Here is a 15,356-nt window from a genome sequence, read left to right on the forward strand (position 1 = left end):
GGCGGTGCGCGCGGACAGCACGGCGGGGCGTCCCGTCCAGCGGCCGCAACGCACCGGGCAAGTGGTAGCGGGTAAGTTGTAACGGTGACTTCTGATCCTTTTGACCTGGCCCGCGACGCTGCCGACCACATCGCCCGAGCAACCGGCATCGACCGGCACGACACCGCCCTCGTCCTCGGCTCCGGCTGGGGCGAGGCCGCCGAGCTGATCGGCGAGACCACACACACGCTCGACGCCGCGGAGATCCCCGGCTTCTCGGCTCCCGCCGTCGTCGGCCACACCGGCACCATCCGCTCCGTCCTCACGCCCAACGGCAAGCGCGCGCTCGTGCTGGGGGCCCGCACCCACTTCTACGAGGGCAAGGGCGTGCGGGCCGTGGTGCACGGTGTACGTACCGCGGCGGCTGCCGGTGCGACGACGATGATCCTCACCAACGGGTGCGGCGGCCTGAAGGAGCACTGGCAGCCCGGCACACCGGTGCTCATCAGCGACCACATCAACCTCACGGCGTCCTCCCCGCTCGAGGGTGCGACGTTCGTGGACCTGACGGACCTCTACTCCTCGCGCCTCCGCGACCTCGCCCGCAGGGTCGATCCCACCCTCGAGGAGGGCGTGTACGCGCAGTTCACCGGCCCGCACTACGAGACGCCCGCCGAGGTGCAGTACGCGAGGCGGATCGGCGCCGACCTCGTGGGCATGTCCACCGCGCTCGAGGCCATCGCCGCCCGGCATGCCGGCATGGAGGTCTTCGGCATCTCGCTCGTCACGAACCTCGCCGCCGGCATCAGCCCCGTTCCGCTCAGCCACACCGAGGTCCTCGAGGCCGGACAGGCAGCCGGGCCGCGCATCTCCCGCCTGCTGGCCGACATCGTCGCCGCCCTCTGACCCCGGCCACCAGCACCAGCGCACCAGCCATCTGCAGAACGCGGGCCCTGACCGGCGCCCGTCGGACTTCCTCCGCCGACCCACGTTAGGGGCCCGCATGACCACCTCGGAACTGGACACCCTTCTCACCACCGCGGACGCCTGGGCCGCCGCGGACCCGGACCCGCAGACCGCGGAGGAGCTTCGCGCGGTCGTCGCGCACGTGCGCGCCGGCGACTCCGCCGCCGCCGCCGAACAGGACCTGCGGGACCGCTTCTCCGGTCCGCTCGCCTTCGGCACCGCCGGCCTGCGTGCCGCCCTGGGCGCCGGGCCGAACCGCATGAACCGCGTGGTGGTCCGCCGGGCCGCCGCGGGCGTCGCCGCACACGCGCTCGACCTCGCCGCCGGTTCCTACGCTCCCCGCGCCGTCGTCGGCTTCGACGCACGCCACAACTCGCGGATCTTCGCCGAGGAGACCGCGGCGATCTTCACCGCCGCCGGGATCGAGACGTTCCTCATGCCGCGCGAGCTGCCGACGCCGGTGCTCGCCTACGCCATCCGCGCCCTGGAGTGCGAGGTGGGCATCATGGTCACCGCGAGCCACAACCCGCCGCAGGACAACGGGTACAAGGTGTACCTCGGCGGGCGCGCCGTGGAGGAGGACGCGCGCGGCGTCCAGATCGTGGCACCGCACGACGCCGGCATCGCCGCCCGCATCCAGGCCGCCGACCGCATCGAGCTCGCCTCCGGCGGCTGGACCGTGCTGCCGGAGACCATCGAGACCGACTACGTCGCCGCCGTCGCCGGCCTCGCCGACCCGTCCAGCCGGGACCGCGACCTGAAGATCGTCCTCACGCCCCTGCACGGCGTGGGTGGCCGCACCGCCCGTGCGGTCCTCGCCGCGGCCGGGTTCGACGACGTCACCCTCGTGGAGCGCCAGGCGGAGCCCGATCCGGACTTCCCGACCGTCGCCTTCCCCAACCCGGAGGAACCCGGAGCGCTGGACCTCGCGCTCGAGACCGCCGGGCAGGTCGGCGCGGACCTCGTGATCGCCAACGACCCGGACGCCGACCGCGTGGCCCTCGCGGCGCTCGAGCCCGCCACGGGCGCGTGGCGCATGCTGCGCGGCGACGAGGTGGGCACGCTCCTCGGCCTGCACCTCGCCGCACGCCTCACCGCGGCGTCGCGCGACGGCGGAGGAACCGACGCTGCCCGCCCCGACGCCCTGCGCCAGGGCGTCTTCGCGAACTCGATCGTGTCCTCGCGTCTCCTCGGACGGATCGCGGGCGTCTCCGGGATCGGCCACGCCCAGACCCTGACCGGCTTCAAGTGGATCGCCCGCGTGCACGACCTCGCCTTCGGGTACGAGGAGGCCCTCGGGTACTGCGTGGCACCGGAGCTCGTGCGCGACAAGGACGGCATCTCCGCGGGACTGCTGCTGGCCGAGCTCGCCGCCGCCACCAAGGCCGCCGGCCGCACGCTCTTCGACCTGCTCGACGACGCGTTCCTGGTCCACGGGCTGCACGCCTCGGACCAGCTCTCCGTGCGGGTGGGCAGCCTCGGGCTCCTCGGCGCGATGATGAACCGGCTGCGCGAGAACCCGCCGACGTCGTTCGCCGACTCCACGGTGAGCGCGGCCGAGGACCTCGCGGAGGGCTCCGCGCAGCTTCCGCCCACGGACGGGCTCCTGTACCTGACGCAGAACGGGACCCGCGTGATCATCCGGCCCAGCGGCACCGAGCCGAAGCTGAAGTGCTACCTCGAGGTCGTGGAGCCGGTCGGGTCCGCCGCCGAGCTCGGTGCCGCCAAGGAGACCGCCCGCGCGCGCCTCGATGCCGTGCGGCGCGACGTCGGCGAGGCGCTCGGCCTGTGAGGCGCCGGGCGACATGGAAGGATGGAGGACATGCCTAACGACGTTTCCCTCGCCTCCTACATCGACCACACCCTCCTGAAGCCCGAGGCCAGCCGTGAGCAGATCCTCACCGTGTGCCGCGAGGCGGTCGAGTACTCGTTCAAGTCCGTCTGCGTGAATCCCCTCTGGGTCAGCACCGTGCGCACGGCCGTGAAGGGCTCCGGCGTCCTCACGTGCTCGGTGATCGGCTTCCCCCTCGGGGCCACCACCACCGAGTCGAAGGTCTTCGAGGCCCGCGGCGCCGTGGCCGACGGCGCCGACGAGATCGACATGGTCATCGACATGGCCGCCGCCCGCGCCGGCGAGAAGGACGTGCTGCTGGCGGACATCCTCGCCGTCGCCGACGCCGTGCACGAGCAGGGCGCGATCCTGAAGGTCATCATCGAGACGGCGATGCTCACCGACGAGCAGAAAGTGCTTGCCTGCGAGGCCGCTGTCGAGGCAGGGGCCGATTTCGTGAAGACCTCCACGGGCTTCAACGGTGGAGGCGCCACGGTCGAGGACGTCGCCCTCATGCGGAAGACCGTCGGCCCGGACATCGGCGTGAAGGCCTCCGGGGGCGTCCGCTCGCTCGAGGACGCCCGCGCCATGATCGGCGCCGGGGCAACGCGTATCGGTGCCAGCTCGGGAGTCGCTATCGTTAAGGGTGAACAGGGCGCGTCAGGCTACTGACGGCGCAGCAGATCCAGCACGCAAGGAGACCGTAATGTCACACGAAGCCAACGCCAGGGCCGAGGCCCAGCCCGCCCACGCCGGCAAGGGCCACCTCGTCGGGAACATCCTGGTGTTCGTGATCATGTTCGGCCTGTTCCTGCTCGGGATGTACCTGATGACCTGGTTCACCCCGCAGGACGTGTGGCCCATGGCAGCGATCATCGTGCTGGCCTTCATCGCGTTCTTCGTCCCGCAGGGCATCCTGGGGCGCGCCGACACCGGCTACAACCTCGCCCAGGGCAACCGCACCGACGAGAAGGAGACGTCCGCGGGCGTCAGCTCCTAGCACCGGCGGCACACCGCCGCTCCCCCATCGCAGAAGAGGCCGTCCCCGAGGGGCGGCCTCTTCGCGTGAGCGGCGCGTATCCGGCCGGCGGACGCCGCAGGGCTAGGGCGTGAACACCGTCTCGAGCACGTCCTTCGCCCAGCCCAGGATCTCCGCGTCCACGAGGTCCCTGCCGCCGATCCTCGCGGTCTTCGGCTTCGGCACCAGCACCGCGTTGAGCGCCGGCTTCACGGCGGCACCCGGGTACATGCGCGTGAGCCGCATCTGCTTGGACTCCGGCAGCTCCGCCGGGGCGAACTTGATGAAGTTGCCCTGCAGCGCCACGTCCGTCAACCCGAGGGCACGGGCGCTCACCCTGAAGCGCGCGACGGCGATGAGGTTCTCCACCGCGGCGGGCGGCTCGCCGTAGCGGTCCTTGAGCTCGGCGACGACGGCGTCGATCGCCTCGTCGGTCACGGCGGCGGCGAGCTTGCGGTACGCCTCGAGGCGCAGCCGCTCCCCCGGCACGTAGTCGTGCGGCAGGTGCGCGTTGACGGGCAGCTCGATCTTCATCTCCGCCGCCTTCTCCTCCGCCTCGCCCCGGAAGTTGGCCACGGCCTCACCGACGAGGCGGATGTAGAGGTCGAACCCGACGCCCTGGATGTGGCCGGACTGCTCGCCGCCGAGCAGGTTGCCCGCCCCGCGGATCTCGAGGTCCTTCATGGCCAGCTGCATGCCCGCACCGAGCTCGTTGTGGGACGCCACGGCCTTCAGCCGCTCGAGGGCCACCTCGCCGAGCGGCTTCTCCGACGGGTACAGGAAGTACGAGTACGCCCGCTCGCGACCACGGCCGACGCGGCCGCGCAGCTGGTGCAGCTGGGACAGGCCGTAGGAGTCGGCCCGGTCCACGATCAGCGTGTTGGCGTTGGAGATGTCCAGCCCGGTCTCGATGATCGTGGTGCACACGAGCACGTCGAACCGCTTCTCCCAGAAGTCCACGATGATCTGCTCGAGCCGCGACTCGGTCATCTGCCCGTGCGCGACGGCGACGCGCGCCTCGGGCACGAGCTCCTTGAGGTGCGCCGCGGTCCGGTCGATCGACGAGACCCGGTTGTGCACGAAGAACACCTGGCCCTCGCGCATGAGCTCGCGGCGGATGGCGGCGGACGCCTGCTTGTCCGTGTACGGGCCCACATAGGTGAGCACGGGGTGGCGTTCCTCCGGCGGGGTGGCGAGCGTGGAGGTCTCGCGGATACCGGTGAGCGACATCTCGAGCGTGCGCGGGATCGGCGTGGCGCTCATCGCGAGGACGTCCACGTTGGTGCGCATCTTCTTCAGCGCCTCCTTGTGCTCCACGCCGAACCGCTGCTCCTCGTCCACGATCACGAGCCCGAGGTCCTTGAAGGAGATCTCCTTCGACAGGAGCCGGTGCGTGCCGATCACGACGTCGACGGCGCCCGAGGTGAGCCCTTCCGCCGTCTCGCGCGATTCCTTCGCGGTCTGGAAGCGGGACAGGGCCCTCACGCGCACCGGGAAGCCGGAGAAGCGCTCGGAGAACGTCTCGAAGTGCTGCTGCACCAGCAGCGTGGTGGGCACGAGCACGGCCACCTGCTTGCCGTCCTGCACGGCCTTGAACGCGGCGCGGACGGCGATCTCGGTCTTGCCGTAACCGACGTCGCCGGAGACGAGCCGGTCCATGGGGACCTCGCGCTCCATGTCGGCCTTGACCTCGTTGATGGTGGTCAGCTGGTCGGGCGTCTCGACGTAGGGGAACGCCTCCTCGAGCTCGCGCTGCCAGGGCGTGTCCGGTCCGAAGGCATGGCCGCGGGAGGCCATGCGCGCCGAGTAGAGGCGGATGAGCTCGCCGGCGATCTCCTTGACGGCCTTACGGGCCTGGTTCTTGGTCTTGCTCCAGTCGGAGCCGCCCATCTTGCTGAGGGCCGGCGCGTCGCCGCCCACGTAGCGCGTCACCTGGTCGAGCTGGTCGGTGGGCACGAAGAGCCGGTCCCCCGGGGCGCCGCGCTTGGACGGCGCGTACTCGAGCACGAGGTACTCGCGCGTGGTGCGGGTGGGCCCGGCGCCGGTGGAGCGCTGCATCAGCTCGACGAACCTCGCCACGCCGTGCTGCTCGTGGACCACGAAGTCGCCCTCCTTGAGCTGCAGGGGGTCGACGGCGTTGCGGCGGCGCGAGGGCATCTTGCGCATATCCCGGGTGCCCGCGGCGCTGGTGCGGCCCAGCAGGTCGGCCTCGGTGAGCAACCCGATCTTCAGGCCGTCCACCACGAACCCGCGGCCGGCGCACGCCGTCGTGATCTCGATGATGCCCGGCTGCGGCGTGCCGTCGAGGGAGTCCACGCGGCTCGCGGGGATGTCGTTGTCGTGGAAGAGCTCGGCGAGGCGCTGGGCCGGGCCGGGGCCCTCGGTGGCGACGACGACGCGCCACTGGTCGCGCACGCGCCCGCCGATGAACTCCATCATCTCGGCGACGTCGCCCTGGTAGCCGCGGGGCTCGCGAGCGTGGAGCGTGAAGCTGTCCACGTCGCTCAGCTCCTCGTCGGCGCCGAAGGACGTGATGCCCCACCACGCCACCGAGTTGGCGAGCGCCGTCGAGCGGGTGTCGGTGAGTGAGCGGAAGCTCGCCTCCTGCAGGTCAGTGCCCAGGGCTCCGCCGAGATCGAGCGGCGCCGCGCCACCCTCGGACGCCGTCGACCATGCAGCGGCGAGGAACTCCTCGTTGGTGGCGGCGAGGTCGTGGGCGCGCGCCCTGACCTTCTCGGGCTCGATCACGACGGCGATGGACCCGGGCGGCAGCTCCCCGGCGAACGGCACCATGGCGTCCACGAGCACGGGGGCGAGGGACTCCATGCCCTCGACGGCGATCCCGCCGGCGATCTTCTCCAGCATGGCGGCGGCGGCCGGGAGTTCGGACTGCAGCTTCGCGGCCCGGGACATGACCGACGGCGTGATGAGGAGCTCGCGGCAGGGCGGCGCGTACAGGGCGGCCGGCGGCTCCTCCGAGGTGAGGGAGCGCTGGTCGGCGACGGCGAACCACCGCATCTGGTCCACCTCGTCGCCGAAGAAGTCCACGCGGATGGGGTGGTCCTCGGTGGGCGGGAAGACATCGATGATGCCGCCGCGCACGGCGAACTCGCCGCGGTGGGTGACCATGTCCACACGCGCGTAGGCGGCGTCGGAGAGGGCCTTGACGACGTCGGAGAACGCCACCTCGTCACCGACCTTCAGCGCCACGGGCTCGAGATCACCGAGCCCGGCGACGAGCGGCTGCACGACGGCGCGGATCGGCGCCACGATGACCTTGACGGGCGGACCCTCCGGGTGGGCGAGCCGGCGCAGCACGGACAGGCGTCGGCCCACGGTGTCGGAGCGGGGTGAGAGCCGCTCGTGCGGCAGCGTCTCCCAGCTCGGGAACTCCTCGATGGCGCTCTCGGGCAGGTAGCTGCGCAGCGCCGAGGCGAGGTCCTCCGCCTCGCGCCCCGTGGCGGTGACGGCCAGCACCACGGGCATGGCGCCGTTCCCAGGGGTCCCCGGACCCGGCGACGCGAGCCCGTCGACCATCTCGGCGATCAGCGGGGCGCGCAGGCCCGCGGGGGCACCGATCTGCAGATCCGCGCTGCGCTGGTCCACAGGTCGCGACGCATTGGTGCGCACGCGGGCGTAGGACGCATCCTCGGCCAGGGCCGCGCGCAATCCGTTAAGGCTCATCTGTTCGGGACTCCTCAGGCGGTGGTTCCTCCGTCCCGTCCCGTCACCGGCGAAGCGCAGCGGCAGCGGTGCTGGGACAGCACGAAAGCCCGGAAAGACGAATCGTTCCCGGGACGTCTCCACACTACCAAGGGGCCCTGACGCTTTCCCGCCCGGCAAGTGGTCCCCGGGCTGCCGTGGGGCAGGCCGTAGGATTGCCGGAAGACCCCTGCGTACCGCTCCCTGCGGTCAGCGCGCCGAAATCCCGGAGGAACCATGGCTTTGAACGCGTCCACCACGCTCCCCTACGACGCCCACACGGTGCTCGGCGTCTTCACCGACGAGGGCTTCGTGCGTCACATGAGCGAGTACGTCGGCGGCACCCTGGAGTCGCTCACTGTCGACGGCGACACCGCCGGGGCGTTCACCCTCACCGCGGTCCGCACCATGCCGACCACGCGCCTGCCGGACATGGCCCGCAAGTTCGTGGGCGAGACCCTCTCGGTCACGCAGACCGAGCACTGGGAGGCGCCCGCAGCGGACGGCTCCCGCCAGGCCTCGCTCGAGATGACCGTCGCCGGCGTGCCCCTGAACGTGTCCGCCGTCCAGCGGCTGATCGCCCAGGGCACCGACACCGTCGTGGACCTGCAGGGCAACGTCACCTCCTCCATCCCGTTCCTCGGCGGCAAGATCGCCGGCGCCGCGGAGCCCATGATCGGCAAGGCCCTGAACGTGCAGGCCGTCGAGGCGCGGAAGTGGCTCGAGAGCCGCTGACGCACGACCGTCCAGCCCCGCCCCCGAACCGAAAGACCCGCACGCCATGGAACTGCCCACACCCCTCGCCCTCATCCTGATCCTCGCCGGCGTCTGGACCCTGATCGTCTGGCCCCCGTTCCTGCGCCGCATCCTCAAGGACCCGCGCGCCCGCGACGAGAAGGGAGCGGCCACCCGCTTCCTCACGGTGCACGTCATGCTGATCTCCACGTCGATGATCCTCGGCGCGGCCACCGCCGTCATCGGGGTCCGCACCCTTATCGGCTGAGGCCCGCGGGGCCTGAATCCCCGCGGGCGTCGACGGCGGCTGCGGACGGGCACGGTCAACGACCCGCGCAGCCCGCCACAGGGATCCGCCGGACTACGACCGGCCGTCCTGCTCGTACACGTCCGGGATGCCGTCCTGGTCGGCGTCGACGGCCTCCTCGACCGCCATCGCGCGGTAGTGGCGGTTGCGGAGGCCCAGCACCGCCGATGCCAGGAGAGCGGCCAGCAGCGACGCCGTGAGGATGCCCACCTTGGCGTGGTCGTCGTGGATGCTGCCCAGCCCGAAGCTGAGCTCCGCCACGAGCAGCGAGACCGTGAAGCCGATCCCGGCCAGGAGCGAGACCCCGAACACGTCGACCCACTTCAGGGACCGGTCCAGGGACGCCCGGGTGAGCTTCGTGACGAGCCAGGTGGTCCCCAGGATCCCGATGGGCTTGCCCGCCACGAGGGCCACGATGATGCCGACGGCCACGGGATCGGTGACGGCCGAGAGCAGCCCGTCCCAGCCCCCGATGGCGACGCCGGCGGAGAAGAAGGCGAACACCGGGACGGCGAAGCCGGCCGAGATGGGCCGGAACCGGTGCTCGAAGATCTCCGAGAGCCCGGGGCCGGCCGTCGGGCCGCCGCTCGCCTGCGAGCGGATCACCGGGATGGCGAAGCCCAGGAGCACGCCGGCTACCGTGGCGTGGATGCCCGAGGCGTGCACGAGCGCCCAGGTGACCACGCCCAGGGGCAGGAGGATGATCCAGGCCGCCGAGGGCCGGGTGCCGAAGAACCGGCGGTACCGCTGGGCCAGGAACGTGAAGACCGCCAGGGGCAGGAGCGCCAGCAGCAACGGACCGGCGGAGAGGTCGCTGGTGTAGAACACCGCGATGATGGTGATCGCGATGAGGTCGTCGACCACGGCCAGGGTGAGCAGGAAGATCCTCAGTGCGCTCGGCAGGTGTGAGCCGATGATCGCCAGCACGGCCACAGCGAACGCGATGTCCGTCGCCGTGGGGATCGCCCAGCCGCGCAGCGCCTCCGGGCTGGCGAGGTTGATCAGCGCGTAGATGACGGCGGGAACCACGACGCCCCCGACGGCGGCGGCGATCGGCACCACCGACCGGCTGAAGCTCCGGAGGTCGCCGGCCACGAACTCGCGCTTGAGCTCCAGGCCGACGAGGAAGAAGAAGATGGCCAGCAGCCCGTCGGCGGCCCAGGCGCCGAGGGACAGCTCGAGGTGCCACGGGGCGTAACCCACACGCAGGTCGCGGAGCGCGAAGTAGCTCTCGGAGGCCGGTGAGTTGGCCCAGACGAGGGCGAGGACGGCCGCGGCGACGAGCAGGATACCGCCGACGGTCTCCTTGCGCAGGATCTCGCCGATCCTCAGCGCCTCGCCGTAGGTGCCCCTCCCCAGCACGGAGGAACGCGGCGGAACGGATGGGGTCTGGCTCATGGTGATGTCCTCACAAGGGGTTGACAAAGAAACTGCCGACCAGACTTCCCGGCTCACCTCCGTCCAGTCTACTGGGCCTCTGGCCTAGGATCAGCCCATGGGCGAAACCGCACACGCACCGACGGCGGGAAGCCTCCAGGGAACGGGCCGCAGTGCGCGGCGCTCCCAGCACCGGCGCCGCATCATCTACAGCGAGCTCGCCCTCACCATCGCGTTCACCCTCGCGACGGCGCTGGCCTTCACCGAGCCTGACGCCCTCGCTTCCGCCCCGGGATTCCTCGCCGGCTGGGCCCTGAATCTCCTCGTCCTGGCCCTGTGCTGCACACTGCCCTGGTCGCGTATCCCGAGCCGCTGGGTGATCGTCCTGCCGCTCGTCGACTTCGTCGCGGTCGGCCTCTCCCGCGCGTCCGCGGGCGAGAGCCTCGCGGGGGTCGGCCTGCTGGCGGCGTTCCCCGTCGTCTGGATCGCATCCCGGGTCCGCACGGGTACCGCCGTCGCCGTCTCCGCCCTCGCGTCCCTGACGATCATCTGGCTGCCGCTCGCGTTCCGCGCCGAACCGCTGACCTTCGACGAGCTGGTCGACCCGGTCCTGCTCCCCGTGATGCTCTCCGGCCTCGCATGGTTCGTCGGCGCGCTCACCAAGGAGAACCGGCGGCGCCAGGAGGCGCTGAGGGCCTCCCAGGAGGCGCTGCGCGAGAACGTGGAGGCCGGCCGCGCCCGCGAACGCCTGCTCGGCACCATCCTCGACACGGTCAGCGTGGGGCTGCTGGCGATCGACGCCGAGGGCCACGACATCCTCATGAACGCCCGTCAACGGGAGGCCCACGCCGCTGCCGCGCCTCCCGGCAACGACGATCCGAACGAGTCCGACCTGCTGATCTTCGGCGCGGACCGGGTCACGCCCGTCCCGCTGGAGGAGCGGCCTGTGCGCCGGGCGATCCGCGGCGAGGACCTCGACGCCGAGCAGGTGTGGGTGGGCAGCGGGCGGGCCCAGCGCGCATTCAACATCTACTCGCACGCCATGCACGACGACGACGGCGCGTTCGCCGGCACGGTCGTCTCCTTCAACGACGTGACCGAACTGGTCCTCGCGCTGCAGGCCAAGGACGACTTCCTGTCCAACGTGTCGCACGAGTTCAGGACGCCGCTGACGTCCATCCTCGGGTACCTCGAGCTGACGCTCGACTGCGAGGACGACCTGCCCGACGGCGTCGCCAAACACCTCCAGGTGGCGCGCCGCAACGCGGTGCGGCTCGAGCGCCTCGTCGAGGACCTCCTCGCCATCAACGCCGGGTCCTTCCGGGTGGACCCCGTGCCCACGGACGTCGGCCGGCTCCTGGCGGACGCGACGTCGTCGGGGTACGTCCGCGCCACGCGTGCGGGTCTGCGGCTCGTGAACCGCGCGCCGTCGTGCCTGCCCGCCGTGGTGGACCCGGTGCGCCTCGGGCAGGCTGTCGACAACCTGCTCACCAATGCGGTGAAGTACAACCGGCGGGGCGGAAGCATCACGCTCGATGCCCGCCGGGACGAGGACGGCCTGGTCATCGAGGTCGAGGACACGGGGATCGGGATCGACTCGGAGGACCTGCACCGGATCTTCGACCGCTTCTTCCGCTCGCCGACGATCCGCGCGACGGCGGTGCCCGGCGTCGGGCTGGGGCTGCTGATCACCAAGACCATCGTGGGCGAGCACCAGGGGTCCATCACCGTGACGAGCGAGCGCGGCAAGGGCACGTGCTTCACGATCCTGATCCCGCAGCCCGCGATGAACGGCGTCCGGCCCTGACCGGGTGCCGATGCGGTGGAATCCGGGCCGCCGGCGCGCCGGTGGCAGTGCCTATTCGTGGACGGGTTCCCCGGTGACGCGGTGGTCGGCGTGGTTCATGCCCTCGAGGATGAGCCGGGTCAGGTGCCCGTCGACGATGCTGTAGACGACGTTCCGCGCCTCCTTCCGCGTGGACACCAGCCCGGACAGGCGGAGTTTGGCGAGGTGCTGGCTCACCGCGGTCCGGTTGGCGCCCGTCGCCGCGACGAGGGTTCCGACGTCGGCCGCCCCCTGGGTGAGGAGCCACAGGAGATGCAGGCGGGTCGGGTCGGCGAGCATGCGGAAGGTCGCGGCTCCCGCTTCCAGCCGCGCCGCGTCGGGGGCGACGGGATGCACCAGGCTCGGCCGGGCGGGCTCGCCGCCCGGGGCGCTGGGGGTGCTGATCTCGACCACTCTCCTCGTCCCGGCGTCGTGTCCCGTGCCGCTCCTACGCTACCGCCCCGGGACGGCGCCCGGCCCGGCGTGGACCGCTCCGGCGCCGTCCCCTGCCGGGCGCCAGACGGCGAGCGCGGTGAGCGTGCCGGCCAGGGCCAGCCCTCCCAGCACGAGGGCCGCCGTCGGCTGGCCCGCGGCGGCCCCGACCCACCCCGCGACCGGGTACGTGAGCATGAAGCATGCATGGGACAGGGAGAACTGGGCGGTGAAGAGGTAGCTCCTGGTGTCGTCGGTCGCCGCGCGCCGGAGGAGACGCGAGGACGGAGTACTGATCATGGAGGTCCCGATGCCGAGGACCGCCCAGAGACCGAGGAACAGCGCCCAGGACCCGCCGGTCCCGGCGACGGGGGCCGCGGCGAGCAGGCCCAGCGGGAGGATGGTCCCGCCGGCGAGCATGAACGTGCGGTCCGCCACGCGCTCGAGGACTGCGGGCGCGACGAACGCGACGAGCATCGACCCGGCGCCGAAGGCGGCCAGGGCGATCGCGACGCCGGTGTTCGACCCGCCGAAGAGCTCCCGGACGTAGACGACGGTGTTCACCAGGACGAGCGCCGTTGCCGTGGCGACGACGAGATTCAGGGCCATCAGCCCGCGCAGGGTCGGGTCCCGCAGGAAGATCCTGGTGCCGAGGGTGGTGCGGCGCAGGAGCGATCCCTGATGCTGCGGGGACGGGATCACCGGGAGCCGCGTCGCGAGGACCATCGCCGCGGACACGAGGAACCCCGCCGTCGTGCCGATGAACAGGTCGGAGTACGACACCAGCGTCAGCAGCGCGGCGGCCAGCAGCGGGCTGAGGAGGGACTCCAGGTCGTAGGCGAGGCGGGAGAGCGACAGCGCCTTCGTGTAGTCCTTCTCCTCCGGCAGGACGACGGGGATGAGGGACTGGAACGCGGGCGTGAAGGTCGCCGACGCCGACTGCAGGACGAACACCAGCACGTAGATCTGCCAGACCTGGTCCACGAAGGGCAGGCCCATCGCGATCGCGGCGCGCACGAGATCCGCGCCCACGAGGACACCCTTGCGCGGCAGGCGTTCGACCAGGGCCGCCATGACGGGGGCGACGAAGACGTAGGCGATCATCTTGATCGTCAGCGCGGTGCCGAGCACCGCGCCTGCCCGGCCGCCTGCGAGGTCGAAGGCCAGGAGGCCGAGGGCGACGGTGAGCAGGCCGGTACCGAGCAACGCCACGACCTGCGCGGTGAAGAGGGTGCGGTACGCGGACCGCCGGAGGACAGAGAGCATGGGAGGCCCGTCTCGTGCAGGAGTGGACCCCCTCATCATAGGTGCGCGAGTGTGCACCTATGAACCTGCTCGTGCGACAGGCCTCGGGAGGCCCGGGTCAGGCGTTCGCGGCGAGCAGCGACTCCTCGAGCGCCACCCATGCGAGCATGGCGCACTTGACCCGGGCCGGGAAGCGCGAGACGCCGGAGAACGCCGCGGCGTCGCCGAGGACCTCCTCGTCCGCCTCGATCTTCCCGCGGGAGCGCAGCACCTCGCGGAACGCGTCCACCAGCGTGATGACCTCGTCCCGCGGCAGCCCCTGCACCAGGTCGGTGAGCACGGACGCGGAGGCCATCGAGATGGCGCAGCCCGCGCCGTCCCACGTCACGGTGGTGAGCGTGCCGCCGGCCACGCCGGCGCGGAGGGTGATCTCGTCGCCGCACACGGGGTTCAGCTGGTGGGACTCGCCCACGCGGCCCACGCCGTCGTACTCCCGCAGCGGCGAGCCGTGCCGTGCCTTGGCGTGGTCGAGGATGATCTGCTGGTACAGCTGTTCGAGGCCCGTGCTCATGTCAGTTCGCTCCGAAGAAGGGACGGACTCCGGCGACAGCCTCGAGGAAGGCGTCCACCTCGTCCGTGGTGGTGTACAGGTAGGTGCTGGCGCGTGTGGTGGCGGTGAGGCCGAAGCGCCGGTGGAGCGGCTGCGCGCAGTGGTGGCCCACCCGCACGGCGATGCCGCGGTCGTCGAGGAACTGGCCTACGTCGTGGGCGTGGACACCCTCGACGTCGAACGCGGCGAGGCCGATGCGCGGCTCGCCCGCCCGCGGCCCGAGGACGCGGATGCCGGGGACGGCGTCGAGGCCCTCCACGAGCCGTGCGCCGAGGGCGGACTCCCAGGCCTCGACGCGGTGCATGCCGGTCTCGGCGAGGTAGTTCGCGGCGGCGCCGAGGGCGATCGCCTGCGAGATCCGCTGCGTCCCCGCCTCGAAGCGGTTCGGCGCGGGCAGGTACTCGGCGCGCTCCATCGTGACGGTGGTGATCATGGAGCCGCCCGTGAGGAACGGCGGCATGGCGTTCAGCAGCTCCGCCCGCCCGTACAGGGCGCCGATCCCGGTGGGGCCGAGCATCTTGTGGCCGGAGAACACGAGGAAGTCGACGTCGAGGGCCTTCACGTCCACCGGGAGGTGCGGCACGGACTGGCAGGCGTCCAGCAGGGTGAGGGCGCCCACGGACCGCGCGAGCGCCACGAGATCGGCCACGGGGTTGATGGTGCCGAGCACGTTGGAGGCGTGCGAGAACGCCACGAGCCGGGTGCCGGCAGTGATCACCGCGGCGGCGTCGTCGAGCCGCAGGGCGCCGTCGTCGGCCACCGGCAGGAAGCGCAGCTCGGCGCCCGTGCGCGCGGCGAGTTCCTGCCATGGGATGAGGTTCGCGTGGTGCTCCATCTCGGTCACCACGATGTTGTCGCCGGGCCCCACGGCGAACCGGCGCGCCGCCGCTCCCCCGCGTCCGGCAGCGGCGTTGGACATCGCGTAGGCCACGAGGTTGATGCCCTCGGTGGCGTTGGAGGTCCAGACGAACTCGTCCGTGCGGGCCCCGATGAAGCGGGCGACGGCGGTGCGCGCGTCCTCGTAGGCGTCGGTGGCCTCGACGGCGAGCGTGTGGGCCCCGCGGTGCACGGCGGCGTTGCGCTGCTCGTAGTACTCCTGCTCGGCCTCCATGACGCTCAGCGGGTTCTGCGAGGTGGCCCCGGAGTCGAGGTAGACGAGCGGCCTGCCGTTGACCTCGGTGCCGAGGATCGGGAAGTCGTTGCGGATGCGGTGCACCTCGGCGTCGGTCAGCACCGCGTGGGACGGCGTGAGCGTGACGGGCGTTTCGACCACGGGCACGTGGGACTCCTCAGGATCGGGCAGGCCTCGCGGCAATTACGCAAGGCTTC

At 71.7% G+C, this 15,356-nt stretch carries 13 protein-coding genes; 7 read left to right on the plus strand and 6 right to left on the minus strand.

Translation table 11 applies throughout. The features are described from left to right. Positions 1–84: 84 nt before the first annotated feature. The 4 genes from AC4D2C_RS15865 (at position 85) to AC4D2C_RS15880 (ending at position 3,776) form a co-directional block, all read left to right on the plus strand. Positions 85–885, plus strand: coding sequence for a purine-nucleoside phosphorylase (locus tag AC4D2C_RS15865; protein ID WP_490915807.1), 801 nt, complete (start codon positions 85–87; stop codon positions 883–885). Positions 886–982: 97 nt separating this feature from the next. Next, positions 983–2,737, plus strand: coding sequence for a phospho-sugar mutase (locus AC4D2C_RS15870; RefSeq protein ID WP_490915808.1), 1,755 nt, complete (start codon positions 983–985; stop codon positions 2,735–2,737). Positions 2,738–2,767: 30 nt separating this feature from the next. After that, entirely contained in the window at positions 2,768–3,448 is a 681-nt protein-coding gene (deoC, locus tag AC4D2C_RS15875; protein ID WP_490915809.1) for a deoxyribose-phosphate aldolase, read from the plus strand. Positions 3,449–3,482: 34 nt separating this feature from the next. Further along, entirely contained in the window at positions 3,483–3,776 is a 294-nt protein-coding gene (locus AC4D2C_RS15880) for a hypothetical protein (RefSeq protein ID WP_490905782.1), read from the plus strand. 102 nt (positions 3,777–3,878) lie between these two features. Here the strand turns inward: AC4D2C_RS15880 and mfd are convergent, their stop codons facing one another. After that, positions 3,879–7,478, minus strand: coding sequence for a transcription-repair coupling factor (gene mfd, locus AC4D2C_RS15885; protein ID WP_490915810.1), 3,600 nt, complete (start codon positions 7,476–7,478; stop codon positions 3,879–3,881). Between the two features lie 255 nt (positions 7,479–7,733). Between mfd and AC4D2C_RS15890 the strand changes: the two genes are divergently transcribed. Beyond that, entirely contained in the window at positions 7,734–8,231 is a 498-nt protein-coding gene (locus AC4D2C_RS15890) for a DUF2505 domain-containing protein (RefSeq protein WP_490905777.1), read from the plus strand. Positions 8,232–8,277: 46 nt separating this feature from the next. Continuing rightward, complete coding sequence (locus AC4D2C_RS15895; RefSeq protein ID WP_307081658.1) at positions 8,278–8,499, plus strand: SCO4848 family membrane protein; 222 nt, start codon at positions 8,278–8,280, stop codon at positions 8,497–8,499. Positions 8,500–8,592: 93 nt separating this feature from the next. Here AC4D2C_RS15895 and nhaA read toward each other — a convergent pair whose 3' ends face one another. After that, entirely contained in the window at positions 8,593–9,936 is a 1,344-nt protein-coding gene (gene nhaA / locus AC4D2C_RS15900; protein ID WP_490915811.1) for a Na+/H+ antiporter NhaA, read from the minus strand. Positions 9,937–10,033: 97 nt separating this feature from the next. Here nhaA and AC4D2C_RS15905 point away from each other — a divergent pair, with 97 nt between their 5' ends. Next, entirely contained in the window at positions 10,034–11,722 is a 1,689-nt protein-coding gene (locus AC4D2C_RS15905; RefSeq protein WP_490915812.1) for a sensor histidine kinase, read from the plus strand. Positions 11,723–11,773: 51 nt separating this feature from the next. On the opposite strand, the gene AC4D2C_RS15910 is transcribed toward AC4D2C_RS15905, so the two are convergent. The 4 genes from AC4D2C_RS15910 to AC4D2C_RS15925 all read right to left on the minus strand — a co-directional run bounded on the left by AC4D2C_RS15910 (position 11,774) and on the right by AC4D2C_RS15925 (position 15,306). Then, positions 11,774–12,154, minus strand: a complete 381-nt coding sequence (locus AC4D2C_RS15910) for an ArsR/SmtB family transcription factor (protein WP_490915813.1) — start codon at positions 12,152–12,154, stop codon at positions 11,774–11,776. Positions 12,155–12,193: 39 nt separating this feature from the next. Further along, positions 12,194–13,438 (minus strand): MFS transporter, encoded by a 1,245-nt coding sequence (locus tag AC4D2C_RS15915; RefSeq protein WP_490915814.1) that lies wholly within the window; start codon positions 13,436–13,438, stop codon positions 12,194–12,196. Positions 13,439–13,535: 97 nt separating this feature from the next. Further along, positions 13,536–13,988, minus strand: a complete 453-nt coding sequence (gene sufU / locus AC4D2C_RS15920) for a Fe-S cluster assembly sulfur transfer protein SufU (protein WP_490915815.1) — start codon at positions 13,986–13,988, stop codon at positions 13,536–13,538. Between the two features lies 1 nt (position 13,989). Next, positions 13,990–15,306: a cysteine desulfurase gene (locus AC4D2C_RS15925; protein WP_490915816.1), complete on the minus strand. Its 1,317-nt coding sequence runs from the start codon at positions 15,304–15,306 to the stop codon at positions 13,990–13,992. Positions 15,307–15,356: the final 50 nt, after the last annotated feature.

Source organism: Arthrobacter sp. TJ-240 (genome assembly GCF_058269195.1).

Coding starts and splice junctions, on each gene's coding strand:
- AC4D2C_RS15915 (WP_490915814.1), bottom strand. CDS start 13,438: ATGCTCTCTGTCCTCCGGCGGTCCGCGTACCGCACCCTCTTCACCGCG.
- deoC (WP_490915809.1), top strand. CDS start 2,768: ATGCCTAACGACGTTTCCCTCGCCTCCTACATCGACCACACCCTCCTG.
- AC4D2C_RS15890 (WP_490905777.1), top strand. CDS start 7,734: ATGGCTTTGAACGCGTCCACCACGCTCCCCTACGACGCCCACACGGTG.
- AC4D2C_RS15905 (WP_490915812.1), top strand. CDS start 10,034: ATGGGCGAAACCGCACACGCACCGACGGCGGGAAGCCTCCAGGGAACG.
- sufU (WP_490915815.1), bottom strand. CDS start 13,988: ATGAGCACGGGCCTCGAACAGCTGTACCAGCAGATCATCCTCGACCAC.
- mfd (WP_490915810.1), bottom strand. CDS start 7,478: ATGAGCCTTAACGGATTGCGCGCGGCCCTGGCCGAGGATGCGTCCTAC.
- AC4D2C_RS15870 (WP_490915808.1), top strand. CDS start 983: ATGACCACCTCGGAACTGGACACCCTTCTCACCACCGCGGACGCCTGG.
- AC4D2C_RS15895 (WP_307081658.1), top strand. CDS start 8,278: ATGGAACTGCCCACACCCCTCGCCCTCATCCTGATCCTCGCCGGCGTC.
- AC4D2C_RS15880 (WP_490905782.1), top strand. CDS start 3,483: ATGTCACACGAAGCCAACGCCAGGGCCGAGGCCCAGCCCGCCCACGCC.
- nhaA (WP_490915811.1), bottom strand. CDS start 9,936: ATGAGCCAGACCCCATCCGTTCCGCCGCGTTCCTCCGTGCTGGGGAGG.